The 23,485-nt window shown below is 72.5% G+C and carries 24 protein-coding genes and 1 pseudogene; 17 read left to right on the forward strand and 8 right to left on the reverse strand.

Annotated features, from left to right (window positions below):
• Positions 1 to 145 precede the first annotated feature (145 nt).
• Positions 146 to 712 (reverse strand): DUF5134 domain-containing protein, encoded by a 567-nt coding sequence (locus ACFWWU_RS07195; protein ID WP_384140172.1) that lies wholly within the window; start codon positions 710 to 712, stop codon positions 146 to 148.
• Positions 713 to 871: 159 nt separating this feature from the next.
• Here ACFWWU_RS07195 and ACFWWU_RS07200 point away from each other — a divergent pair, with 159 nt between their 5' ends.
• From ACFWWU_RS07200 to ACFWWU_RS07220, 5 genes are all read left to right on the forward strand, one after another.
• On the forward strand, positions 872 to 1,435 hold the full coding sequence (locus ACFWWU_RS07200) for a GNAT family N-acetyltransferase (RefSeq protein WP_384140175.1): 564 nt from the start codon (positions 872 to 874) through the stop codon (positions 1,433 to 1,435).
• A gap of 170 nt (positions 1,436 to 1,605) precedes the next feature.
• Positions 1,606 to 3,012 carry a DUF6421 family protein gene (locus ACFWWU_RS07205; protein WP_384140178.1) on the forward strand — a complete coding sequence of 469 codons (1,407 nt, stop codon included), beginning with the start codon at positions 1,606 to 1,608 and terminating at the stop codon, positions 3,010 to 3,012.
• A 44-nt stretch (positions 3,013 to 3,056) separates the two neighbouring features.
• Positions 3,057 to 3,818 carry an SDR family NAD(P)-dependent oxidoreductase gene (locus ACFWWU_RS07210; protein WP_384140181.1) on the forward strand — a complete coding sequence of 254 codons (762 nt, stop codon included), beginning with the start codon at positions 3,057 to 3,059 and terminating at the stop codon, positions 3,816 to 3,818.
• Positions 3,815 to 4,897: a threonine aldolase family protein gene (locus ACFWWU_RS07215; RefSeq protein WP_384140183.1), complete on the forward strand. Its 1,083-nt coding sequence runs from the start codon at positions 3,815 to 3,817 to the stop codon at positions 4,895 to 4,897. Before ACFWWU_RS07210 ends, ACFWWU_RS07215 begins: the two co-directional genes overlap by 4 nt.
• A gap of 97 nt (positions 4,898 to 4,994) precedes the next feature.
• Entirely contained in the window at positions 4,995 to 5,594 is a 600-nt protein-coding gene (locus tag ACFWWU_RS07220; protein ID WP_384140186.1) for a transglutaminase family protein, read from the forward strand.
• 18 nt (positions 5,595 to 5,612) lie between these two features.
• Here ACFWWU_RS07220 and ACFWWU_RS07225 read toward each other — a convergent pair whose 3' ends face one another.
• A complete protein-coding gene (locus tag ACFWWU_RS07225) occupies positions 5,613 to 6,335 on the reverse strand; it encodes a lysophospholipid acyltransferase family protein (RefSeq protein ID WP_384140188.1) in 723 nt (240 codons plus the stop codon).
• 228 nt (positions 6,336 to 6,563) lie between these two features.
• Between ACFWWU_RS07225 and ACFWWU_RS07230 the strand changes: the two genes are divergently transcribed.
• From ACFWWU_RS07230 to ACFWWU_RS07250, 5 genes are all read left to right on the forward strand, one after another.
• Complete coding sequence (locus ACFWWU_RS07230; protein ID WP_384140191.1) at positions 6,564 to 6,890, forward strand: TlpA family protein disulfide reductase; 327 nt, start codon at positions 6,564 to 6,566, stop codon at positions 6,888 to 6,890.
• A gap of 197 nt (positions 6,891 to 7,087) precedes the next feature.
• The gene (locus ACFWWU_RS07235) at positions 7,088 to 7,618 is read left to right on the forward strand and encodes a flavin reductase family protein (RefSeq protein ID WP_384140194.1); all 531 of its coding nucleotides are present in this window, start codon (positions 7,088 to 7,090) and stop codon (positions 7,616 to 7,618) included.
• Between the two features lie 198 nt (positions 7,619 to 7,816).
• Complete coding sequence (locus tag ACFWWU_RS07240; protein WP_384140197.1) at positions 7,817 to 8,602, forward strand: electron transfer flavoprotein subunit beta/FixA family protein; 786 nt, start codon at positions 7,817 to 7,819, stop codon at positions 8,600 to 8,602.
• 100 nt (positions 8,603 to 8,702) lie between these two features.
• A complete protein-coding gene (locus tag ACFWWU_RS07245; protein ID WP_384140200.1) occupies positions 8,703 to 9,665 on the forward strand; it encodes an electron transfer flavoprotein subunit alpha/FixB family protein in 963 nt (320 codons plus the stop codon).
• Between the two features lie 153 nt (positions 9,666 to 9,818).
• Positions 9,819 to 11,117, forward strand: coding sequence for a DUF6986 family protein (locus ACFWWU_RS07250; RefSeq protein WP_384140203.1), 1,299 nt, complete (start codon positions 9,819 to 9,821; stop codon positions 11,115 to 11,117).
• A gap of 103 nt (positions 11,118 to 11,220) precedes the next feature.
• Here the strand turns inward: ACFWWU_RS07250 and ACFWWU_RS07255 are convergent, their stop codons facing one another.
• On the reverse strand, positions 11,221 to 12,204 hold the full coding sequence (locus tag ACFWWU_RS07255; RefSeq protein ID WP_384140649.1) for a LacI family DNA-binding transcriptional regulator: 984 nt from the start codon (positions 12,202 to 12,204) through the stop codon (positions 11,221 to 11,223).
• A 226-nt stretch (positions 12,205 to 12,430) separates the two neighbouring features.
• Between ACFWWU_RS07255 and ACFWWU_RS07260 the strand changes: the two genes are divergently transcribed.
• Both ACFWWU_RS07260 and ACFWWU_RS07265 read left to right on the forward strand, forming a co-directional pair.
• Positions 12,431 to 13,414: an ROK family protein gene (locus ACFWWU_RS07260; protein ID WP_384140205.1), complete on the forward strand. Its 984-nt coding sequence runs from the start codon at positions 12,431 to 12,433 to the stop codon at positions 13,412 to 13,414.
• 99 nt (positions 13,415 to 13,513) lie between these two features.
• Complete coding sequence (locus tag ACFWWU_RS07265; RefSeq protein ID WP_384140208.1) at positions 13,514 to 14,560, forward strand: NUDIX domain-containing protein; 1,047 nt, start codon at positions 13,514 to 13,516, stop codon at positions 14,558 to 14,560.
• Here ACFWWU_RS07265 and ACFWWU_RS07270 read toward each other — a convergent pair.
• The 3 genes from ACFWWU_RS07270 to ACFWWU_RS07280 form a co-directional block, all read right to left on the reverse strand.
• On the reverse strand, positions 14,557 to 15,048 hold the full coding sequence (locus ACFWWU_RS07270) for a MarR family winged helix-turn-helix transcriptional regulator (RefSeq protein ID WP_384140211.1): 492 nt from the start codon (positions 15,046 to 15,048) through the stop codon (positions 14,557 to 14,559). The two genes, ACFWWU_RS07265 and ACFWWU_RS07270, sit on opposite strands and share 4 nt — an antisense overlap.
• Before the next feature lie 8 nt (positions 15,049 to 15,056).
• Positions 15,057 to 15,746 (reverse strand): MBL fold metallo-hydrolase, encoded by a 690-nt coding sequence (locus ACFWWU_RS07275; protein ID WP_384140214.1) that lies wholly within the window; start codon positions 15,744 to 15,746, stop codon positions 15,057 to 15,059.
• A gap of 135 nt (positions 15,747 to 15,881) precedes the next feature.
• Positions 15,882 to 17,246, reverse strand: coding sequence for a dipeptidase (locus ACFWWU_RS07280; RefSeq protein ID WP_384140217.1), 1,365 nt, complete (start codon positions 17,244 to 17,246; stop codon positions 15,882 to 15,884).
• Between the two features lie 368 nt (positions 17,247 to 17,614).
• Between ACFWWU_RS07280 and ACFWWU_RS07285 the strand changes: the two genes are divergently transcribed.
• Complete coding sequence (locus ACFWWU_RS07285) at positions 17,615 to 18,985, forward strand: geranylgeranyl reductase family protein (RefSeq protein ID WP_384140652.1); 1,371 nt, start codon at positions 17,615 to 17,617, stop codon at positions 18,983 to 18,985.
• Between the two features lie 64 nt (positions 18,986 to 19,049).
• Here the strand turns inward: ACFWWU_RS07285 and ACFWWU_RS07290 are convergent, their stop codons facing one another.
• Positions 19,050 to 19,529, reverse strand: coding sequence for a nitroreductase family deazaflavin-dependent oxidoreductase (locus ACFWWU_RS07290; RefSeq protein ID WP_384140219.1), 480 nt, complete (start codon positions 19,527 to 19,529; stop codon positions 19,050 to 19,052).
• A gap of 138 nt (positions 19,530 to 19,667) precedes the next feature.
• Between ACFWWU_RS07290 and ACFWWU_RS07295 the strand changes: the two genes are divergently transcribed.
• From ACFWWU_RS07295 to ACFWWU_RS07305, 3 genes are all read left to right on the forward strand, one after another.
• The gene (locus tag ACFWWU_RS07295) at positions 19,668 to 20,363 is read left to right on the forward strand and encodes a TetR/AcrR family transcriptional regulator (RefSeq protein WP_384140222.1); all 696 of its coding nucleotides are present in this window, start codon (positions 19,668 to 19,670) and stop codon (positions 20,361 to 20,363) included.
• A 164-nt stretch (positions 20,364 to 20,527) separates the two neighbouring features.
• Positions 20,528 to 21,760: a sensor histidine kinase gene (locus ACFWWU_RS07300; protein WP_384140225.1), complete on the forward strand. Its 1,233-nt coding sequence runs from the start codon at positions 20,528 to 20,530 to the stop codon at positions 21,758 to 21,760.
• Positions 21,757 to 22,422, forward strand: a complete 666-nt coding sequence (locus ACFWWU_RS07305) for a response regulator (RefSeq protein ID WP_384140228.1) — start codon at positions 21,757 to 21,759, stop codon at positions 22,420 to 22,422. The genes ACFWWU_RS07300 and ACFWWU_RS07305 overlap by 4 nt, the downstream gene beginning before the upstream one ends.
• A gap of 101 nt (positions 22,423 to 22,523) precedes the next feature.
• On the opposite strand, the pseudogene ACFWWU_RS07310 reads toward ACFWWU_RS07305, so the two are convergent.
• Positions 22,524 to 23,075 (reverse strand): annotated as a pseudogene (locus tag ACFWWU_RS07310) (MFS transporter); the annotation flags it as partial.
• Here ACFWWU_RS07310 and ACFWWU_RS07315 point away from each other — a divergent pair.
• Entirely contained in the window at positions 23,029 to 23,463 is a 435-nt protein-coding gene (locus ACFWWU_RS07315; protein WP_384140655.1) for a MarR family winged helix-turn-helix transcriptional regulator, read from the forward strand. The pseudogene ACFWWU_RS07310 and the gene ACFWWU_RS07315 sit on opposite strands and share 47 nt — an antisense overlap.
• Positions 23,464 to 23,485: the final 22 nt, after the last annotated feature.

Raw genomic sequence — 23,485 nt, forward strand, 5'->3', positions numbered from 1 at the left:
CACCCTATGAGCGCGGTACTGGTCGGGGGTATGGCCCCGGACGCCAAGTGACGTACGACACGGTTTCGTTGTGCGGCGGGGTGTGGACGGCCCGGCGTCACGGCGTCACGGCGTCACGGCGTCACGGCGTCACGGCGGCACAGCCTCACAACGTCACGAGCATCGCCACCATCGCCAGGGCCATCGAGAGCCGGCACGTGAGGGTGAGCTCCGGCCGGGTCGCCCACGCCGGTCCGGGGCCGCCCGCGGCCGCCACCGCCGCCGGTGCGAGCCGCGCCCCCGCACGCAGGACGTACACGGCGTAGTAGAGGAGCAGCACGCCCGTCAGCACGGGTATGCCGCCCGCCGTCCCCATGGCGTGCCCCGTGTGCGCCCCCTGTGCGACGGGGGCGGCCATCGCCACCGCCATGTAGAGCATCGCGAGCGAGCCGACGAGATGGTGCAGATGGCGTCCGCCGCCCCGGGCCGCACCGGCCACGGCGAGCAGCGCCGCCCCGCCGAACACCGCCGCGTACACCGCCCAGCTCCAGCCCGGCTGTGCCACCACCGACGCCGGCAGTGCCATGACGGCCATCCCGAACCCCATCAGCGCCTCGCCGCCCGCCGCCCGCCGCTCCTCCCCATCCGAGACGCGCATCCGCAGCAGGCAGTACGTGCCCGTGGCCGCGCACAGCGCGACCAGCAGCCACCCGGACAGGGCCCCTCCGTGCACGGCACACACCCCCCTCGCCGAGAGAGATGCCCGCCGCCCGAAGGCCCCACGCGGGCGCACGGGCGCGCACAGGTGTACGAGGGGGAGTGAAAGGCGCGCGCGTTAGGCTCGGGACGATCGCGCACGCCGATCGTCAGCGCCCGAGGGGAGCCCGTACGCATGGACACCGCCACGTCCCAGGAGACCGGCCGGATCAAGAGCCGGATCGAGTACCGCGAGGCGGTCCTGGACGACGTCCCCGTGCTCGTCCCGCTCGTCGAGTCGGCGTACCGCGGCGACGCCAGCCGGGGCGGCTGGACGACGGAGGCGGACATCCTCCAGGGGCAGCGCACCGACCCCGAGGGGGTGGCCGCCGTCATCACCGCCCCCGGCAGCCGCCTCCTGGTCGTCGAGCAGGACGGGGAGCTCGTCGCCTGCTGCCAGCTGGAGCACCGGGGCGAGGCCGCCTACTTCGGGATGTTCGCGGTCCGCCCCGAGCTCCAGGGCGCGGGCCTCGGCAAGCGCATCATCGAGGAGGCCGAGCGGCAGGTGCGCGAGCTGTGGGACGTCCGCGAGATGCACATGACGGTGATCTCCGTGCGCGAGGAGCTCATCGCCTGGTACGAGCGGCGCGGCTACCGGCGGACGGGACGGATGACGCCCTTCCCGTACGGGGACGAGCGCTTCGGCCTGCCCCAGCGTGACGATCTGGAGTTCGAGCTGCTCGTCAAGCCCCTGAGCTGACGCGCTACAGCCACCCCGTACGGCGGAAGGGTGGCTTCAAGCTCGACAGACAGGAAAAACTTCGGTTGCCATGGGGGTCGCACAGGATAATTTCCCTTGCTCCCCTTGTGTCAGGGAACCGTGAATGGTTACGGTGTCTTGACGCGAGGTTCTCCTGTGGAGGAAGAGGCATGACGGAAATTCTTGTGCAGGACGTGACCGGTGGGGGGATATCCACCGACGCTCGGGTGATCGACCACCCGGCTTGGGCCGAGCTCAAGAACGCCGTGGAGGAGATCCGTGCCTGGCAGAGCGCGGACGGCTCCATCGACTTCGAGCCCGAGGGCGCGCCCGCCCGCGCCCTCGTCGAGCTGACCCTCGACCGGGTCACCGCCGCGGTCGAGCAGCTCTCCCCGCTCGTTCCGCACGACGGCGCCTACCACCGCGCGCTCGTCTCCGACCTGCGCAAGTGGGCCGAGAGCGGCTTCACGGTCCCGGACTTCCTGGACTCGCTGCTGGCCTTCCAGCCGGCCGCCGACCGTGTCGACGGGCTCCAGCACCTCGTGCTCTTCCCGATGTACACGCAGAACGGCAACCCGGACCGCAACCTCGAAGCCGTCGTGCTCCGCATGGTCTGGCCGGAGTGGCTCGCCGAGCTGGAAGCCACCCGCTACGACAACCCGCTCTTCTGCGGCATCACCTTCGAGGACTTCACCGCCGGGTACGACACCAACTCGGCCGTCCTCTTCCCGGAGACCATCGCCGTCCGCGAGGCCCCCGAGCGCTTCACCTGGGGCGGCATCTTCTGCGACCGCGAGGCCGCCCGCTTCCGCAAGGTCACCGAGGCGGCCGTCGACACCCTGGGCATCCAGCTGCCCGCGGACATCGCCGCCATGATCGACGACCAGACCCGCTGCGAGCAGGCCTTCGTGCTCTGGGACATGGTCCACGACCGCACCCACAGCCACGGCGACCTGCCCTTCGACCCCTTCATGATCAAGCAGCGCCAGCCGTTCTGGATGTACGGCCTCGAGGAGCTCCGCTGCGACCTCACCGCCTTCAAGGAGGCCGTGAAGCTGGAGGCCGAGGGCAACGCGCACGGCCGTGACGTGCAGTACGCGGTGCTCTTCGACCGGATGTTCCGCTTCCCGCTCTCCGGCGACCGCAACCGCAACTACGACGGTCTCGGCGGCCAGCTCCTCTTCGCGTACCTCCACAAGAACGACGTGGTGCGCTGGACGGACAACACCCTCAAGATCGACTGGCAGCGTGCCCCCGAGGTCACCAACCAGCTCTGCGCCGAGATCGAGAAGCTCTACCGCGACGGCATCGACCGCCCCAAGCTGGTCCACTGGTTCAAGGCGTACGAGCTCGTCTCCACCTACCTCTCCCCGCACCCGGGATCGAAGTGGGCCAAGGGTCCGGACGCCCTGGACCTGTCCCTCCCGCCGCGCAAGCTCGTCGACGACGTGCTTCCGGACGAGTTTCCGCTCAGCATGTTCTTTGAGGCCCTTGCCAAGAAGCTGAAGGGCGTGATCGCCGACACCAAGGGGATCACCGCCGCCGACGTCCCGCGCCACGAGCGGGCCGCCGCGTGAGCGACTCCACGAACCATCCGGAGACCACGGAGGAGGCGTCGCCCATGAACGCCAACGGAAACGGCGGGCCGCTGGACGGCGCCGTCATCGCGGTCGCCGGCGCGGCCGGTCCCGCGGGCCGCGCGACCCTGCTGCGCCTCGCCGAGGCGGGCGCGACCGTCGTCGGCTCCGACGCCGACCCGGCGCGCCTCGCGGAGGCCGTCGACGCCGCCCGCTACGCCCACGGCGGCGCCCGGGTCATCGGCGACACGGTTGACCTGCTCGACCTGGACGCCACGCGCGACTGGGCCGAGAAGACGGAGAAGGAGTTCGGCCGGATCGACGGCCTGGTCCACCTCGTCGGCGGCTGGCGCGGCAGCGCCTCCTTCACGGAGACCGATCTCCAGGACTGGGACTTCCTGGAGAAGCTCCTCATCCGCACCGTCCAGCACACCTCGCTCGCCTTCCACGACGGCCTGCTGCGCGCCGGCGGACGCGGCCGGTACGCCCTGATCAGTCAGGTCGGCGCGCACAAGCCGCTCGCCAACAACGCCGCGTACAACGCAGGCAAGGCGGCCGCCGAGGCCTGGACCCTCGCCATGGCGGACTCGTTCCGCAAGCTGGGGGGCGACGACGGCCCGCAGGCGGCGGCTGCGATCCTGGTGATCAAGGCGTTGGTGCACGACGCGATGCGCGCCGAGCGGCCCAACGCGAAGTTCGCGGGCTTCACCGACGTCAAGGATCTGGCCGACGAGATCGCCGGACTGTGGAACACGCCCGCCCAGGAAGTGAATGGACAGCGTCTGTGGCTGACCCCCAAGCCGTGACAGCGGGCCCGGGCCCGAGGACCGACGCGCGTCGTCACCACGACCCGTCGGTCCGGGGCTTCGCCAGCGACAACTACGCCGGCGCCCACCCCGAGGTCCTCGCGGCCCTCGCCCTCGCCAACGAAGGCCACCAGGTCGCCTACGGCGAGGACCAGTACACCGAGCACCTCCAGCGCATCATGCACAGCCACTTCGGCTCCAGTGCCGAGGCCTTCCCGGTCTTCAACGGCACCGGCGCCAACGTGACCGCGCTCCAGGCCCTCACCGACCGCTGGGGCGCCGTCATCTGCGCCGAGTCCGCGCACATCAACGTGGACGAGGGCGGGGCGCCCGAGCGGATGGGCGGCCTCAAGCTGCTCACCGTGCCCACCCCGGACGGCAAGCTCACCCCCGAGCTGATCGACCGGCAGGCCTGGGGCTGGGAGGACGAGCACCGGGCGATGCCGCAGGTCGTCTCGATCACCCAGAACACCGAGCTGGGCACCGTCTACACGGTCGAGGAGATCCGCGCGATCGTCGAGCACTCGCATGCCAAGGGCATGAAGGTGCACCTCGACGGCGCCCGGATCGCCAACGCCGCCGCCTCGCTGGACGTGCCGATGCGCGCGTTCACCAACGCGGTCGGCGTGGACGTGATCTCGTACGGCGGTACGAAGAACGGCATGCTCTTCGGCGAGGCCGTCGTCGTCCTCAACCCGGACGCCGTCAGCCACATGAAGCACCTGCGCAAGCTGTCCATGCAGCTCGCCTCGAAGATGCGCTTCGTGTCGGTGCAGCTGGAGGCGCTCCTCGCCAAGGACCTGTGGCTGCGCAACGCCCGCCACGGCAACGCGATGGCCCAGCGGCTCGCCGCCGGCGTGCGCGAGGTCGACGGGGTGGAGATCCTCTATCCGGTGCAGGCCAACGCGGTCTTCGCACGGCTTCCGCACGAGGTGACCAGGCGCCTGCAGGAACGGTTCCGCTTCTACTTCTGGGACGAGGCCGCCGGCGACGTGCGCTGGATGTGCGCCTTCGACACCACGGAGGACGACGTGGACGACTTCCTCCAGGCGCTGAAGGAGGAGATGGCGCGCCAGTAGGCCCTCCACTCCATGAGTGACGCTAGCGCTGCATGAATATACGGCCGGACGGAAAGTCATTGACTTCCGTCCGGCCGTTTCCTTACGCTCTCACCGCATGGAACTCGTGCAGCAGCACCCCGACATCTCGGCCTACTTGGCAGTCGGCGAGGCCGTCGACCATGACCACCCGCTCGTCAGGGAGGTGGCGGCCCGGCTCTCCGGTGATCATCCCGACGCATACTCATACGCCGAGGCGTCCTACGCCTACGTACGCGACACCATCCCGCACTCCCAGGACTCGGGCGACCTCCGCGTCACCTGGCGCGCCTCCGACGTCCTGGAGCAGCGCACCGGCATCTGCTACGCCAAGTCCCTCGCCTACGCCGCGCTCCTGCGGGCCCGCGGCATCCCGGCCGCCCTCTGCTACCAGCGGCTCGCGGAGGACGACGGGTCGAACCCCGTGATCCACGGCCTCGTGGCCGTACGACTGCCCGGCGAGCGGCACTGGGCCCGGCAGGACGTGCGGGGCAACAAGCCGGGCGTCGACGCCCGGTTCTCGCTGGGGGAGGAGCGCCTCGCCTGGACCGTACGGCCGGAGCTCGGCGAGGTCGACTACCCGCGGCTGTACGCCGAACCGCACCCGGCCGTCCTGGGCGCGCTGAAGGCTGCCCCGGACCGGCCGTACCTCTGGCGGACGCTCCCTACGGAGCTCTGACCCCGCCTACGGGCAGGGTCAGCCCGCTTCCTTGACCTGCGCCGGCGTCGGAGCCGTACCGCCGAGGTGCGCGGGCACCCACCACGTGTCGTTCGCGTCCTTGGGGCGGACCGGGTAGGCGCGCTGCGCGGCTTCCAGGAGCTCCTGGACGCGCTCGCGCAGCCGGCGCGTGATGGCGCCCGCGTACTGGTCGGCGGGGGCCTCGAGGGGCTCGCCGACGCGGATCGTCACCGGGATGTGGCTCCGCTTGAAGTTCCGGGGGCGGCCCTTCGTCCAGACCCGCTGGGTGCCCCAGAGCGCCATCGGGATCAGCGGGACGCCCGCCTCCTGCGCCAGCCGCGCCGCACCCGTCTTGAAGCTCTTGAGGGTGAAGGACTGGGAGATGGTCGCCTCGGGGAAGACGCCGATGATCTCGCCGGCCCGCAGCGACTCGAGCGCGTGCTGGTAGGCGTGCTCGCCCTGCGAGCGGTCGACGGGGATGTGCTTCATGCCGCGCATGAGCGGCCCGGAGACCTTGTGCCGGAAGACGGAGTCCTTCGCCATGAAGCGCACGAGACGCTTCTGGGGCAGGGCCGCGAGCCCCGTGAAGATGAAGTCCAGATAGCTGATGTGGTTGCTCACGAGCACCGCCCCGCCCGTGCGCGGGATGTTCTCGGAACCCTGCGTGTCGATCTTCAGGTCGAGCGCCTTGAACAGCGTGAGGGCGGCGCCGACGACCGGTCGATAGACGAGTTCTGCCATCGGAGAGGAACCTCTTCTTCGTGTGCCCGGAGCGGTTCTCCCGGCGAAGTTACGCGGCCGTAGGTTTTCGGCTTTGGGCAGATCGTGCCCCATGCGGGGCGCCGTGACCAGTCCAAGCGGCTTCGTACAGGGAGATTCTCGTCACCCCCGGTGGCCGTGGCGGGAATCGAACGGTCCCGTGCGACGCTGCTGGTGGGGGAGGAGAGACGCATGGGAAAGGGGAGAAGGATGTCGGAGGCCCTGGGAGCGGAGGTCCTGAGGCCGGAGGTGCTCGGCGCCGAACTGGGCGAGAGAGCCACCCTCGTGCAGTTCTCGACCGCCTTCTGTCAGCCCTGCCGTGCCACCCGCCGCACCCTCGCCGAGGTGGCCGCCATGGTGCCGGGCGTCGCGCACGTGGAGATCGACGCCGAGGAACGCCTCGACCTCGTACGGGAGCTGGGCATCGCCCGGACGCCCACCGTCCTCGTCCTCGACCGCGCGGGCCGGGTCGTCCGCCGCGCCGCCGGACAGCCCCGCAGGGCGGACGTCATCGCGGCGCTGGGGCGGGCGGTCTGACGCGGTGACACTTCTCCCACATCCCGGTACGCACTTGACTGCACCCGCCACCGATCGTCACCCTGGCGGAGTGCCCCCAGAACTCCTTCTCTACGGCCGGGTCCATGTGGACCTGGCCCGCAACGCGAGCGCGCGCTGTCCGGGTGTCTGACCACCCCAGGACTCCCCTCATGACGCCCTCGCAGAAGGACAATTCCATGACGGTTACGCCGGACCTCCAGCTCGGTACCGCTCCCACGATCGGCGCACCCCGGCAGGCCTCTCCCGATCTGCTCCGCTCCGTCTTCCGTCGGCACGCGGCCGGTGTCGCGGTGATCACCGCGTACGGCGAGCGCCCCGTCGGTTTCACCGCGACCTCGCTCAACTCCGTCGCCGCCGATCCCCCGATGATCTCCTTCGGGGTCGGCACCGGCTCCTCCAGCTGGCCCGTGGTGGCCGAGGCCGAGCACATCGGCGTGCACATACTCGGCGAGCACCAGCAGGAGCTGGCCGCCACCTTCGCGCGCAGCGGTGCCGACCGCTTCGGCGGGTCGACCCGCTGGAGCGTGGGGCCGGAGGGGGTGCCCGTCCTGGACGGCGTCCTCGCCTGGCTGGTCTGCCGCGTGGTGGCCCGGGTGCCCGCGGGCGACCACCGGATCGTGATCGCGCAGGCCGTCGCCGGAGACCCGGACGGAGTGGGCCGGCCCCTCCTCTACCACCACGGGCGCTTCAACGCGCTGCGCGACTGAGAGTTCCCGTGCGCGCCCTCTCCGCGCGTTGTCAAGGTCACATCGCTGAGCGCTTGCTTACCCGTAACGAACTGGGTGTACTGACGAGTAATATTCCGGTCGGGGCGTCCGGCGCCCCGACCGGAAACCCGCCCTTCAGGCGCCTATGCTGCGAGCAACAAGGCAGCCAAGTTATGACGATGCAGTAGGAGAGCCGGCGTGAGCTTGAGGATCGTTGTCTGTGTGAAGTACGTGCCCGACGCGACCGGAGACCGTAAGTTCGCGGACGACCTGACGGTCGACCGCGACGACGTCGACGGCCTGCTGTCGGAGCTCGACGAGTACGCGGTCGAGCAGGCCCTGCAGATCGCCGAAGAGGCGGACGACGCCGAGGTCACCGTGCTGACGGTCGGCCCCGAGGACGCCAAGGACGCGCTGCGCAAGGCGCTGTCCATGGGCGCCGACAAGGCCGTCCACGTCGAGGACGACGACCTGCACGGCAGTGACGTCATGGCGACGTCGCTCGTGCTCGCCAAGGCGATCGAGAAGACCGGCTACGACGTCGTCATCGCCGGTATGGCCTCCACCGACGGCACCATGGGCGTCCTGCCGGCGATCCTCGCCGAGCGCCTGGGTGTCCCGCAGGTCACGCTGCTCTCCGAGGTCAAGATCGAGGACGGCAAGGTGACCGGCCGCCGCGACGGCGACACCGCCTCCGAGCAGCTGGAGGCCTCGCTTCCGGCCGTCGTGTCCGTGACGGACCAGTCGGGCGAGGCGCGCTACCCGTCCTTCAAGGGCATCATGGCCGCCAAGAAGAAGCCGGTGGAGTCCCTGGAGCTCGACGACCTCGACATCGACGCCGACGAGGTCGGCCTGGAGGGCTCCTGGACGCGGGTCGAGTCGGCCGCCGAGCGTCCGGCGCGCACCGCGGGCACGATCGTCAAGGACGAGGGCGAGGGCGGCAAGCAGCTCGCCGAGTACCTCGCGAGCCAGAAGTTCATTTAGCTGCTGGGGGTCCGGGGGTCGCCCCCGGGCCGGCACAGCATCTGAGGCTCGCGCGAGCCGTTCCGTCCGCCCCTTTTCGTTCGCAGGAGACTGAAGTCCCATGGCTGAGATTCTCGTCTACGTCGACCACGTCGACGGTGCCGTCCGCAAGCCCACCCTGGAGCTGCTGACCCTCGCCCGCCGCCTCGGCGAGCCGGTCGCCGTCGCCCTCGGCAACGGCGCCGCCGACACCGCCGCCGCGCTCGCCGAGCACGGCGCCGTGAAGGTCCTCACCGCCGACGCCGCCGAGTTCGCCGAGTACCTCGTCGTCCCGAAGGTCGACGCGCTCCAGGCCGCGTACGAGTCCGTGTCCCCGGCCGCCGTGCTCGTCCCGTCCTCCGCCGAGGGCAAGGAGATCGCCGCCCGCCTCGCGGTCCGCATCGGCTCCGGTGTCATCACCGACGCCGTGGACCTGGAGGCCGGAGACGAGGGCCCGGTCGCGACGCAGGCCGCGTTCGCCGCCTCGTTCACCACCAAGTCCCGTGTCTCCAAGGGCACCCCGGTCATCACGGTCAAGCCGAACTCGGCGCCCGTCGAGGCCGCCCCGGCCGCCGGCACCGTCGAGACCCTCGCGGTCTCCTTCGGCCCGCTGGCCACCGGCACCAAGGTGACCGCGCGCACCCCGCGCGAGTCGACCGGCCGCCCGGAGCTGACCGAGGCCGCGATCGTGGTCTCCGGTGGCCGTGGCGTCAACGGCGCCGAGAACTTCGCGATCATCGAGGCGCTCGCCGACTCGCTCGGTGCCGCCGTGGGCGCCTCGCGCGCCGCGGTCGACGCCGGCTGGTACCCGCACGCCAACCAGGTCGGCCAGACCGGCAAGTCGGTCTCGCCGCAGCTGTACATCGCGTCCGGCATCTCCGGCGCGATCCAGCACCGCGCGGGCATGCAGACCTCGAAGACCATCGTCGCCATCAACAAGGACGCCGAGGCCCCGATCTTCGACCTCGTCGACTACGGCGTGGTGGGCGACCTCTTCGACGTCGTCCCGCAGCTGACCGCCGAGGTTCAGGCCCGCAAGGGCTGACCTGCGGTTCTGTACGGTCCGGGGGCCGCGTGGTGATTCGTCGCCGCGCGGCCCCCGGCCGTTTCGGACACCCATTGACGTGGGTCCCGGCCGACTATTAACTTCGCTATACGGATTGTTGATTCCGTGAAGCGGAAAACAGGAGGATGTGGGATGGGTCAGCAGGAGAAGGTGTCGACGAGCCTCGCGGGCGCGGTCAGCGAGGGCATCAGCGCCTCCCTGGCGGCGGTGGACGCAGAGCTCGACCGCCGCTACCCGGGAGACCCCGGCACCCGCCAGCCCGTCCACACGGTCTACGTCCCCGGCAACGTCTTCGACGCCGACACCGTCCGCTCCTGGGGCGACCAGGCCCTCGCGGCCCTCGACGAGCACGCCCCGGACGCCGCCTCCTTCGCCGCGGTCCTCGGCCTCGCCGACGACCTCGCCGAGGACGTCTACGGCCGCGTCCGCGCCAAGCTGGAGCGCGAACCGATCGAGGACCTGCGCGTCGACTTCGAGGACGGCTACGCGGGAAAGGACGGGGCCGCCGAAGACGCAGACGCCGCCCGCGCCGCCCGGCTGATCTCGGAGGCGTACCGGAACGGCACGGCCGCCCCGTACATGGGCATCCGGATGAAGTGCATGGAGTCCGCCGTACGCGACCGGGGCATCCGCACCACCGACGTCTTCCTCACCGGACTCCTGGAGAACGGCGGCCTCCCCGACGGCCTCGTCCTCACCCTCCCCAAGGTGACCTACCCCGAGCAGGTCTCCGCCTTCGTGCGCCTCCTGGAGGCCTTCGAGAAGGCCCACGGCCTGGACGCCGGCCGCCTCGGCTTCGAGATCCAGATCGAGACCAGCCAGTCCATCCTGGCCACCGACGGCACCGCCGCCGTCGCCCGCATGATCGGCGCCGCCGAGGGCCGCGCCACCGGCCTGCACTACGGCACCTTCGACTACAGCGCCTGCCTCGGCGTCTCCGCCGCCTACCAGGCCAGCGACCACCCCGCCGCAGACCACGCCAAGGCGATCATGCAGGTCGCCGCCGCCGGCACCGGCGTCCGCGTCTCCGACGGTTCCACCAACGTCCTCCCGGTCGGCTCCAAGGAGCACGTCCACGAGGCCTGGCGCCTGCACTACGGCCTGACCCGCCGTGCCCTCGCCCGCGCCTACTACCAGGGCTGGGACATGCACCCCGGCCACATCCCCACCCGCTACGCCGCCGTCTTCGCCTTCTACCGCGAGGGCTTCGAGGCCGCAGCCAAGCGCCTCTCCGCCTACGCCAACCACGCGGGCGGCGACGTCATGGACGAGCCCGCCACCGCCAAGGCGCTCTCCTCGTACCTGCTGCGCGGCATCGACTGCGGCGCCCTCGACACGGCCGAGGTCGACGCCCTCACGGGCCTGACCCGCGCCGCCCTGGACCGGTTCGCCGCCCCGCGCCGCGGCGACCTCACCCCCTCGGCCGAGTAACCTCCCGCTCCGGCGAACCGCCCCGTACCCCGTACGCGTCCGTGTGCTCCGCGCGCACGTGCCCGACAGGGTGCGGGGCGGTGCTGTCGTCGAGGACGTCGTGCTAGCCGGCCGGCGCGGTGATCTCGCCCGAGCCGCGGGCGATGAGCGTCGTGCCGAGCACCACCCGCTCCGGAGGCCCGCCCGCCCCGTCGAGGCGGCGGAAGAGCCGCTCCGCGGCGGTCCGGCCGAGCGAGGCGGCGTCCTGTGCGATGACCGTGATGCCGAGCAGATCGGCCAGTTCGATGTCGTCGAATCCGACGAGGGCGACCGGGGCCGGGTGTCCGGCGAGGGTCCGCACCGCCGTCACGGTGACCCGGTTGTTCCCCGCGAACAGTGCCGTCACCGGCTCCGGCGCGGCCAGCATCTCCCGTACGGCCGCGCCCACCCGCTCCGGGTGCGTCGACCCGAGCGAGACCCAGTCCTCCCGGACGGGCAGGCCCGCGTCCTCCATCGCCGCGTGGTAGCCGCGCAGCCGTTCCGCGCCGGTGTGGATGCGCGGCCGGTCGCCGACGAAACCGATCCGGCGGTGTCCGTGGGCGATCAGATGGGCCACGCCGTCACGCGCCCCGCCGAAGCTGTCGGAGAGGACGGCGTCGGCGTCGATCCGCCCCGCGGGCCGGTCGACGAAGACCGTGGCGACGCCCGCCCTGATCTCCGGCTCCAGATAGCGGTGGTCGTCACCGGCGGGGATGACGATGAGGCCGTCGACCCGGCGCGCGCACAGCGCGAGCGCCAACTCCTGCTCCCGGTCCGGGTCCTCGGCGCTGGAGCCGTTGATGAGGAGCGCGCCGTGCGCACGGGCGACCTCCTCGACCGCGCGGCTGAGCGGCCCGTAGAACGGGTCGGCGAGATCTTCGAGGACCAGGCCGACGGTGGCCGTCCTGCCCTTGCGCAGGACCCGCGCGCTGTCGTTGCGGCGGAAGCCGAGGGCCTCGATGGCCTCCTGGACGCGGCGCTCGGTGTCCGTGGTGACGCCCGGCTCGCCGTTCACGACCCGGGAGACCGTCTTGAGGCCGACCCCCGCGCGGGCGGCGACGTCCTTCATCGTGGGCCGGTTGCCGTAGCGGTGATCGGTGCGGCGGGCGATGTCGGCCACGGTGCGGGGTTCCTCCGTCGTGTCGGTTCCGGATCCCGGTCGCGGGTCGCGGGTCTCGGGTCGGGTCTCAGGTCGAGCATAGAGCCTGGACAACGTTGTCATACGGCGGAAGACTGGGCAGAATGTACGGATCACCTCTGGCCGCTCCCGGCCGCCGACTGGAGGATCCGTGCCCATGGACACCGCCCCCGCCACCCGCCCCGTGCCGGGTCCTGTCGTCGCGCTCGACATCGGCGGCACCAAGATCGCCGGGGCACTGGTCGACGGTGCGGGACGTGTCCGGGTGCGGGCCCAGCGGCCCACCCCCGCGCGGGAGGACGGCGAGACGGTGATGAAGGCCGTCGAGGCCGTACTCGGGGAGCTCGCCGCGACGCCGCTGTGGGAGACGGCAGAGGCCGTCGGCATCGGCAGCGCCGGCCCGGTCGACGCCTCGCGGGGGACCGTGAGCCCGGTGAACGTGCCCGGTTGGCGCGACTTCCCGCTCGTCGAACGGGTCGGCCGCTCGACGGGCGGGCGCCCGGTCACCCTGGTCGGCGACGGGGTCGCCATGACCGCCGCCGAACACTGGCTCGGGGCCGCGCGCGGCCACGACAACGCCCTCTGTCTCGTGGTCTCCACCGGAGTCGGCGGCGGTCTCGTCCTGGACGGCCGACTCCACCCCGGACCCACGGGCAACGCCGGTCACCTCGGCCACATCTCCGTGGACCTGGACGGTGATCCCTGCGCCTGTGGCGGGCGCGGCTGCGTCGAACGGCTCGCCAGCGGCCCGCACATCGCGCGCCGCGCCCTGGAGAACGGCTGGCGGCCGGGGCCCGACGGCGACGCCTCCGCGGCGGCGGTGGCCGCCGCCGCGCGCGCCGGGGACCCGGTCGCCGTGGCCTCCTTCGAGCGGGCCGCGCAGGCGCTCGCGGCGGGCATCGCCGCCACGGCGGCGCTCGTCGAGATCGACATCGCGGTCGTCGGCGGCGGGGTGGCGGGCGCGGGCGAGGTCCTCTTCGGTCCGCTGCGGCGCAGCCTCGGGGGCTACGCGACGCTCTCCTTCGTACGGAACCTCACGGTCGTCCCTGCCGTCACCGGTACCGACGCAGGGCTCCTCGGCGCCGCGGCGGCGGCCGGGTGCGGCGGGCGTGGGGAAGTGTGGCCCCGCTCCGGCTCCTGACGGCGTCGTCCTGACCGGACACGTGCCGGACATCTGTTCGTGGTTTTCGTGGCAGGGTGTTGCGGGCAATCCACTGGGGGCTACCCAAGAGGGGGAATCGTGATCGTCTGGATCAACGGTACGTTCGGCGCGGGGAAGTCCAGTACCGCGCGCGAACTGGTCGATCTGATCCCGCACAGCACTCTGTTCGACCCCGAGCTCGTCGGCGGGGCCATGACCTCGCTGCTCCCGGCCAAGCGGCTCGCCGAGGTCGAGGACTTCCAGGACCTGGCGATCTGGCGCCGCATGGTCGTCGACACCGCCGCCGCCCTGCTGGCCGAGGTCGGCGGGGTGCTGATCGTCCCTATGACCCTGCTCAGGCAGGAGTACCGGGACGAGATCTTCGGCGCGCTGGCCGCCCGCAGGATCGAGGTGCGGCATGTCCTGCTCGCTCCCGAGGAAACGATCCTGCGGCAGCGGATAGACGGCCGGACCGAGCACGGCGAACCCGATGCCGACGCCCGCGTCCGGCAGTGGTGCCACGGCCACATCCCGCCGTACCGCGCCGCGCTCGACTGGCTCGTGGGGGACGCGTACGTCGTCGACACCTCGGAGCTCACCGTGGCCGAGGCCGCCCGGACCGTCGCCGACGCGGTCCGGGCCGACCGGGCCGCACCCTGCGGAATCGTCCAGACGCCCGAACCGACGGGCGAGACCCTCGCCGCGGGCGTCCTGCTCTTCGACGAGGAGGACCGCTTCCTGCTCGTCGACCCCACGTACAAGCCGGGCTGGGAGTTCCCCGGCGGTGTCGTCGAACCGGGCGAACCGCCGGCCCGCGCCGGAGTGCGCGAGGTGGCGGAGGAACTCGGGCTCGAACTCGACGCCGTACCCCGCCTGTTGCTCGTCGACTGGGAGCGGCCCAAGCCCCCGGGATACGGCGGCCTCCGCCTCCTCTTCGACGGAGGCACGCTCCGCGCCGACGACACCGCGCGCCTCCGCCTCCCCGGCGCCGAGCTCCGCGAGTGGCGCTTCGTCACCGAGGAGGAGGCCGCCGGCCTTCTGCCGCCCGTCCGCTACGACCGCCTCCGCTGGGCGCTGCGCGCCCGCGAACGCGGCACGGTGCTCAACCTGGAGGCAGGGGTCCCGGTGGGGCCGGGCGTCCCCTAAGAGGTCCCGTCACCCTCGACGTTGGCGACCATCCGGCGCAGGACCTTGAGGGCGGCCACGTACTCCTCGTCGCTGATGCCGTCGTGGACCTCGGCGCGTACCTCGGTCACCAGCTCACGGAGCCGTACGCGGGCGGCCTCGCCCGCGTCGGTGAGGTGCAGGCGCCGCAGGTCGTCCGCCCGGAGCCAGCCGCGGTGCAGCAACTGCTCGACGACGCGCGCGATCTCGTGTGGCCCGTCCGCGAGGGGCGTCAGCTGACCGACGACCTCCTCGCGGCTCGGCGCCTCGGGCCCGCCGTTCACCCGGTTGAGCACCCAGTACTGCGGCTGCGTGACGTCGACGCGGGCCATGGCGTCCCGCAGGTGCCGGGTGACGGCCGCATGCGCGAGGCCGCTCCAGTAGCCGATGGGCTGGGCGGCGAGGGCGTCGTCGGTGGCCGCGGGGTCGGCGGGCGCCTGGTCGGTCCTCGGACGAGTCGAAGGTTCCATGATCGTCATCATCCTGCCGGCGCGGCCGCGGCGGCGAGCCGGGCCGCCGTGTCCGAGGTCACCGGAGCCCCGTGGCCGCAACACAGCACCGAGGGCGCCAGCTTCGCCATGCGGCGCATCGACTCCATGGCGAGGGCGCGGTCGACGTGGAAGACGCCGAACATCACGTCCTGCACCGACGCCACCGTGTCCCCCGTGAACAGCACGCCGTGCCGGGGGAGATGAACCGCGAGGGAGCCGGGCGTGTGGCCCGGGGTGTGCACCACCACCGCGCCGTCGCCGAAGCCGAGCTCCTCGCCGTCCTCCACCTCCCGGTCCACCCGGGTGGGCGGCGCCACCGGCACGGTCAGCCCGTGCTCGTACAGCGGGAGTTCCCAGTCCAGCAGGTCCGGCTCGGGGACGGGGGCCTCGCCCCGGACCATCGGGGCGTCCAGGCGGTGGGCGAGGATCTCGGCGCCATGGCGGTCCGCCAACTTCTGGGCCGCGCCCACGTGGTCCCGGTGGCAGTGGGTCAGGACGATCCGCCGCAGCAGGTCCGGGTCGAGGCCCGCCACCCGGATGGCCTCCGTCGTCGCGTCGGCCGAACCCGCCCATCCGGCGTCGACGAGAGTCAACTCCTCCTCGTCGCGCCAGAGATAGGACTGGCCGATGGTGTGGTCGAGGAGGTACAGCCGCGGAGTGATCGGGATGAGTTCCATACGGCGAACCTACGCAATCCCGCAGGTCCGCCGTATGTTTGTCCGCTCTCGGCGAGCTTCGCCGAGCGCTGAATCCGAACCGTCCGTTCGAGTCGGTCAGGCAGTCAGGCGTCAGGCAGTCACTCCGTCAGGACGTCAGGCCTGCTTCGAGCGGGCGTAGTTGACGAGGAAGTGAGCCTCGGCCACCGAGAGACGCTCCAGCTCCTCCGGCGAGACCGACTCGTTGGGCGCGTGGATCTGCGCCTCCGGCTCGCTCAGACCGATCAGCAGGATCTCCGCCTCCGGGTAGAGCGAGGCCAGCGTGTTGCACAGAGGGATCGAGCCGCCCATGCCCGCCGTCTGCATCTCCTGACCGGGGTACGCGATCCTCATCGCCTCGGCCATCGACGCGTACGCCGGGCTCGACGTGTCGGCCTGGAAGGCCTGGCCCTGGCCGACCTGCTCCAGGGACACCCGGGCGTTCCACGGCGTGTGCTGCTCGATGTGCGCGAAGAGCAGCTTCGTCGCCTCGGCCGCGTCCTGACCGGGCGGCACGCGCAGGCTGATCTGGGCGCGGGCCGACGCGGGGATCGACGGGGTCGCCCCGGCCACCGGGTGGCAGTCGATGCCGATGACGGTCACGGCCGGGCGCGCCCAGATCCGGTCCGCGACGGTGCCGGCGCCCGGCAGGGCCACGCCCGAGAGGACCTTGGCGTCCTTGCGGAAGTCCTCCTCCGGGTACTGGAGGCCCTCCCACGCCTTGTCGCCCGGCAGGCCGTCGATGACGGTGGAGCCGTCGGGGCCGCGCAGCGAGTCGAGGACGCGGATCAGCGCGGCCAGCGCGTCCGGCGCGGCGCCGCCGAACTGCCCGGAGTGGAGGTTGCCCTCCAGGGTGTCGATCTGGACCCGGATCATCGTCATGCCGCGCAGCGTCGCGGTCACCGTCGGCAGGCCCACGCGGAAGTTGCCCGCGTCGCCGATGACGATCGTGTCGGCGGTCAGCAGCTCGGGGTGCTGCTCCGCGTACCGCTCCAGACCGCCGGTGCCCTGCTCCTCCGACCCCTCCACGATCACCTTGACCGTCACCGGAACGCCGCCGTTCGCCTTGAGGGCGCGCAGCGCGAGCAGGTGCAGGATGAAGCCGCCCTTGCAGTCGGCCGTGCCGCGTCCGTACCAGCGGCCGTTCCGCTCGGTCAGCTCGAACGGCGGGCTGAGCCAGGCGGACTCGCCCAGCTTCGGCTGCACGTCGTAGTGCGCGTAGAGAAGGACGGTCGGGGCCCCGGCCGGGCCGGGCAGGATGCCGTACACGGCCTGCGAACCGTCGGGCGTGTCGAGCAGGTCCACGTCCTGGAAGTCCTCGGCGCGCAGCGCGTCCGCGACCCAGTTCGCCGCCGCCTCGCACTCGCTGCGCGGCGCCACGGCCTCGTCCGCCACCGACTCGAAGGCCACGAGCTCCGTGAGCTCGGCCTTCGCCCGGGGCATCAGGGACCGGACGGTCTCGGCGATCGGATTCGCGGTCATGGGCACGCTCCTGGTGGGTGCGACGTTACGACGTAGGGAGGGCGTTCGTCGTATGTCGTGGTACGGCGAACGCACCGTGGATCCTACGGCGCGGGGCTCCGGCTACCGAGCCGTAGGATGCGTCGAGAGCAGACCACCGGTCGGATCAGGAGCAGAAGCACATCGTGAGCAGCGAGCACGCAGAGAACGCCGGTCCCGAGAACGCCGCCAACGCTGACGACGCCGCCGAGTTTGTCGACGCCGCCGACGCTGCCGCCGACGACATCGCCACCGCCGACGCCACCCCCACCCCCGCCGGCACCCCCGCGCCCGATGTCACGGCCACCGCCGCCGACACCGGCGCGAACGAGGAGGCGGAGGTCTGGGACGTGGTCGTGGTCGGCGCGGGCCCGGCCGGCGCCTCCGCGGCCTACGCGGCGGCGGTCGCGGGCCGCCGGGTCCTGCTCCTGGAGAAGTCGGAGCTGCCCCGGTACAAGACCTGCGGCGGCGGCATCATCGGCCCCTCCCGGGACTCCCTCCCGCCCGGCTTCGAACTGCCCCTCCAGGACCGGGTGCACGCCGTCACCTTCTCCCTCGACGGCCGCTTCGCCCGCACCCGCCGCTCGCGCCGGATGCTCTTCGGGCTCATCAACCGCCCGGAGTTCGACGCCCAGCTCGTCGAGCACGCGCAGAAGGCGGGCGCGGAGCTGCGCACCGGCGCCACGGTGAGCCGGGTGGAGCAGCACGGCCCCTCCGTGCCGGACCGGCGGACCGTCGCCGTCGTCCTGGCCGACGGCGAGACCGTCCTCGCGCGCGCGGTCGTCGGTGCCGACGGCAGTGCCAGCCGCATAGGAGCGCATGTAGGGGTGAAGCTCGGTCAGGTCGACCTGGGCCTGGAGGCGGAGATCCCGGTGCCGCCGTCCGTGGCCGAGGACTGGAAGGGCCGCGTCCTCATCGACTGGGGTCCGATGCCGGGCAGTTACGGGTGGGTCTTCCCCAAGGGCGACACGCTGACCGTCGGCGTCATCTCGGCGCGCGGCGAGGGCGCCGCCACCAAGCGGTACATGGAGGACTTCGTCGCCCGGCTCGGCCTCGCCGGCTTCGAGCCCACGATCTCCTCCGGGCACCTGACGCGCTGCCGCGCCGACGACTCGCCGCTCTCCCGCGGCCGGGTCCTCGTCTGTGGCGACGCGGCCGGGCTGCTGGAGCCGTGGACGCGCGAGGGCATCTCGTACGCGCTCCGCTCGGGGCGGCTCGCGGGGGAGTGGGCGGTACGGGTCGCGGAGGCGAACGACGCGGTCGACGCCCGGCGACAGGCCCTGAACTACGCGTTCGCCATCAAGGCCGGTCTCGGTGTGGAGATGGCGGTCGGGCGGCGGATGCTCGCGCTCTTCGAGCGGCGCCCGGGGCTGCTGCACGCCACGATCACGGGGTTCCGCCCCGCGTGGAACGCCTTCGCCGACATCACCAGGGGCTCCGCCACCCTCGGCGGCATGGTCCGCTCGAACGGCCTGGCCCGGCGCGCGCTGGACATCCTGGACAAGAGGATGGACACCTCCTCCGGCGTCGGCCCCGCCGGCCGGGGCGTCACCGCGCGCGAGCGCGCGGAGTCGGAATCGGCGTCCGAGTCCGACTCCGAGGCGGAGACGGGGATCGAGTCGGGGGCGGAGTCGGAGTCGGAGTCCGTGTCGGGGGCGGTGCCGGAGCCGACGGCGGACGGCCCGACGTCGGCGGCTTCGGAGACCGCGGAGCAGATCTGACGGTTCGCCGACAGCACGATCGTCGGCGTCGGCGACGCGTACGGGCTCCGCTGCCCCGGCCTGTTCACACGGCCGGGGCGGCGGGGCCCGTCGTCGTGATGCGGAAGACGGGGTGCTTCGGCGCGATGGCACGGAGTTCCTCGTCGGAGGAGTCGGGGCCGACCCCGGCGAAGAAGACGCCGACCTCGGCCTTCCAGCGCTTGAGGTAGGCGCGCAGGAGCGCGGGCTTGTCGTCGTCGGCCAGCTCCACGGCGGTGAAGCCCTCGGCGCGCTTGCCGAGGTGCAGCTGTCCGCCGCCGGCGGCCCGCATGTTGTGGGTCCACTGGACGTGGCCGCGCGGGGCCACCAGATACTGGGCGCCGTCCACCGTCAGGAGGTTGACGGGGGTGCGGCGCCATTCGCCGCTCTTGCGGCCGCGGACCGCGAGGACACGGGAGCCCCAGACGCTGATGCCCCGACGGGTCATCCACGAGACGGCGCGGTTGAGGACGTTGACCGTGAACCAGCCGGGCTTCATGACGTGGGCGGCGGGCTGAGCGGACATGGGTTCCTCCTGCGGAACGGTGGGTGTGAAGCGTGAGCACTGCTCTCGCTTGCTTCCAGTCTGCACGGAGCGGCGCTCTCATGCAAGAGCAGTGCTCTCGTTTCGGGTCGGTGCTCTGCGAATGGCACACTGCTCACCATGACAACCGTTAGAGGAGCCCGCGCCCGCGCACGTGTCGAGATCACCGCGGCCATCAAGGCCGAGGCCCGTACCCAGCTCGCCGCCGAGGGCGCCGCCAAACTGTCGTTGCGCGCCGTCGCCCGTGAGCTGGGCATGGTGTCCTCCGCGCTCTACCGGTACTTCCCCAGTCGCGACGAACTGCTGACCGCCCTCATCGTCGACGCCTACGACGCCGTCGGAGCCGCCGCCGAAGGCGCCGCCGGAGAGACCGCCGGGCAGCGTCCGCTCGTCCGCTGGACCGCGGTCTGCCGGGCCGTCCGCGCCTGGGCCGTCGCGCACCCGCACGAGTACGCCCTGATCTATGGTTCGCCCGTCCCCGGCTACACCGCACCCCAGGACACCAACGCCCCCGCCGCCCGCGTCGGTCTCGTCCTCGTCGGCATCGCCCGCGAGGCCCACGAGGGCGAGGGCGTCGCGCTTCCCCCGCTGCCGGACGCCGTCCGTCCCGAAGCCGTCCGCATCGCCGCCGACATGGCCCCGGACCTCCCCCCGGCGCTCGTCGTCGCCCTCGTGGCGGCCTGGTCGCAGCTGTTCGGCCTGGTCTCCTTCGAGGTCTTCGGCCAGTTCCACCGCCTCGTCGAGGACCGCGACGCCTTCTTCACGACGGCCGCCCGCCGCCTGGGCCAGGACGTGGGCCTCCTTCCCCGCGCCTGAGCGCCCGCTCCCGTACCCGGCCCCGTACCCCGCTCCCATCCCCCGGCCCGTCCCCCGGCCCGTACCCCGCTCCCGTACCCCCCCCGCATACTCCGGCGGGAGTACAGGCAGCCAATCCGCTCGGCTGACGTCCTCGTGCGGCGGGCCCGGCTAGCGTGGCGGGTATGGACGAGGAGCGGACCGCCGGGCGCGGTGTCGGAGGCCCTGGCCGGGCGCCGTGGGGATGGTGGGCCGGCGACCGGGGCCCGGCCGGGCTGCCGTGGCGGTCCACGCTGGTGATCGCCGTGTTCGTCATGGCCGGGACCGGCTTCGCCGCACGGAACCAGCCCGACCGGGAGACGCTCGACGCCCTCGGGCGGGCCCTGCTGCTCCTCGGGACGGCGCCGCTGGTGCTCCGTCACCGGTGGCCCGTTCCCGTGGTGTTCGGCGTCACGGCCGTCACCCTCGCCTACCTGGCGGCCGGTTACCCGTACGGCCCGGTCTTCGTCCTGGTCGCCGTGGCCTGCTTCGCCGCCGTCGTCCACGGTCACCGGACCGCCGCCGGGTGCGCCCTGGGCCTGCTGTGGGCGGGCCACCTGCTGCTCTCGCACTGGCTGTACCGATGGCTGCCCCCGGCCGGCGACGGTCCCGCGCCCTGGGGACAGGAGCTGCCCGCGGGCGCCTTCGCCGTCGCCGTGCTCGCCGCCTCCGAGCTCGTACGGGTGCGGCGCGAGCAGTGGGCGCAGCAGCGGGCCGAGCGTGCCGCCGCAGAGCGGCGCCGCGCCGACGAGGAGCGGCTCCGCATCGCCCGCGAACTCCACGACGTGCTCGCCCACTCGATCTCCGTGATCAACGTGCAGGCGGGGGTCGGCCTCGCCCTGCTCGACGCCGACCCCGAGCAGGCCCGCACCGCGCTGACCACCATCAAGGCCGCCAGCAAGGAGGCGCTCGGCGAGGTGCGGCAGGTCCTCGACACCCTCCGTACCCCCGGCGCCGCCCCGCGCGCCCCGGCCCCCGGCCTCGGCCGCCTCCCCGAACTCGTCGAACAGGCCGCCGCCGCCGGTCTCACCGTCACCGTCACGGCGAGCGGCCCGCCCACCGCGGCCCTGCCTCCCGGCGCCGACCTCGCGGCTTTCCGGATCGTGCAGGAGGCGCTCACCAACGTGGTCCGGCACTCCGGTTCCCGCACCGCCCGGGTGGAGATCGCGCACGGCCCCGCCCGCCTCGACCTGCGCGTCGACGACGACGGCCCGGCCACCGGCACCGAGGCGGGCGGCAGCGGCAACGGACTTGCCGGAATGCGGGAGCGGGCCGCCGCGCTCGGTGGCACGATCGAGGCGGCCGTCCGGCCCGACGGCGGCTTCCGCGTACACGCCGTTCTCCCGCTCAGTCCGCCCAGTTCCGAGGAGACCCCGTGATCCGTGTGTTGCTCGCCGACGACCAGGCCTTGGTCCGTGCGGGGTTCCGGGCCCTGCTCGACGCCCAGCCGGACATCGAGGTGGCGGGGGAGGCCGCGGACGGCGGCGAGGCCGTGGAGCGGGTGCGGGCGCTGCGCCCCGACGTCGTCCTCATGGACATCCGGATGCCGGGGCTCGACGGGCTCGACGCCACCCGGCGCATCACGGACGACCCGGACCTCGCCGAGGTCCGGGTCGTGATGCTGACCACCTTCGAACTCGACGAGTACGTCTTCGAGTCGCTCCGCGCCGGCGCCTCCGGCTTCCTCGTGAAGGACACCGAACCGGAGGAGCTGCTGCGGGCGGTGCGGGCGGTCGTCCACGGGGACGCGCTGCTCTCGCCGGGCGTGACGCGGCGGCTGATCGAGGAGTTCGCGGCCCGCTCCAAGGCCCCGGCGGCCACGGCCGCGCTCGGCGCGCTGACCGAACGGGAGCGGGAGGTGATGGCGCTCGTGGGGATCGGCCTCTCGAATGAGGAGATCGCCCGTCGGCTGGTCGTCAGTCCGCTCACCGCGAAGACCCATGTGAGCCGCGCGATGGTGAAACTGGGGGCCCGGGACCGGGCCCAACTCGTGGTCCTCGCCTACGAGTCCGGCCTCGTGCGGCCCGGTTGGCTGGGCTGAGCGGAGGACCGGAGGGCCGGAGGACCGGAGGGCCGGAGGCCGTCACTCCCGTCCGGACTCCCGTCCGTGTTCCCGTCCGTGACGGCCTCCGGTGGGCGGGCTCAGTCGCGTACCGCGACCTTCGCCGGGGCGTCCGTGGACTCCGAGCGGGCGACGACGACCGATTCGGTGGTGCTCCGCCGCTTCTTCCGGAGCCCCGGCAGGGTGATCAGGAGTCCGGCCAGGGCGATGACCGTGACCACGGCGAGGCCCGGGCGGAAGCTGTCCAGGGCCGCCTGTGGAGACGGCGACGCCTCCCCGTCCGCGGTGATGACGGCGGTGATGACGGCGAGGAAGAGCGCGCCGCCGACCTGGATCGAGGTGTTGAGCAGTCCGGAGACCATGCCCTGCTCGCGGTCGGCCACGCCGTTGGTGGCCTGGATGTTGAGCGAGGGGAAGACCAGGGCGCAGGCGGCGCCGAGGAGCAGCATCGAGGGCAGGATCACGGCCGCGTACTGCGGGATCAGCGAGATCCGCAGGAACAGCGCGTACGCGACGACGAGCAGCGTGAAGCCGACGGCGATCACCCGGGGCGTGCCGAAGCGGTCCACGATTCCGCCGATCTTCGTGGAGGAGAGCGCCACGAGCACGCCGGCCGGTAGGAAGGCCAGCGACCAGTCCGAACGCGCGCTCGTGGACGAGTGGCGTGACGTCCTCGCCCTGCACGCCCGTACGACCTGTGAGCTCGACCGGGCCCTCCATCCGTACGGGCTCGGCGCCGGCGACTTCGAGGTCCTCGACGTCCTCGCCGAGGGCGCGACCGACGACGGCCCGGGCTCCTGGCGCGTCCAGGAGCTCGCCGGGCGGGTCCACCTCAGCCAGAGCGCGCTGTCGCGTACGGTCGCGCGCCTGGAGAAGGACGGCCTGGTCCTGCGGGGGATGTGCGCCGAGGACCGGCGCGGTGTCCAGGTGAAGCTCACGGAGAAGGGCCTCGCGCGCCATGTCGAAGTGCGGCCGCTCCAGCGCGAGGTGCTGATCCGCATGCTGGACCGCAGCTCCTGAGCCGAGAGCGGTGCTCCGGGGC

The organism is Streptomyces sp. NPDC058650, from assembly GCF_042717315.1.
In the GTDB taxonomy this organism is placed as follows: Bacteria; Actinomycetota; Actinomycetes; order Streptomycetales; family Streptomycetaceae; genus Streptomyces.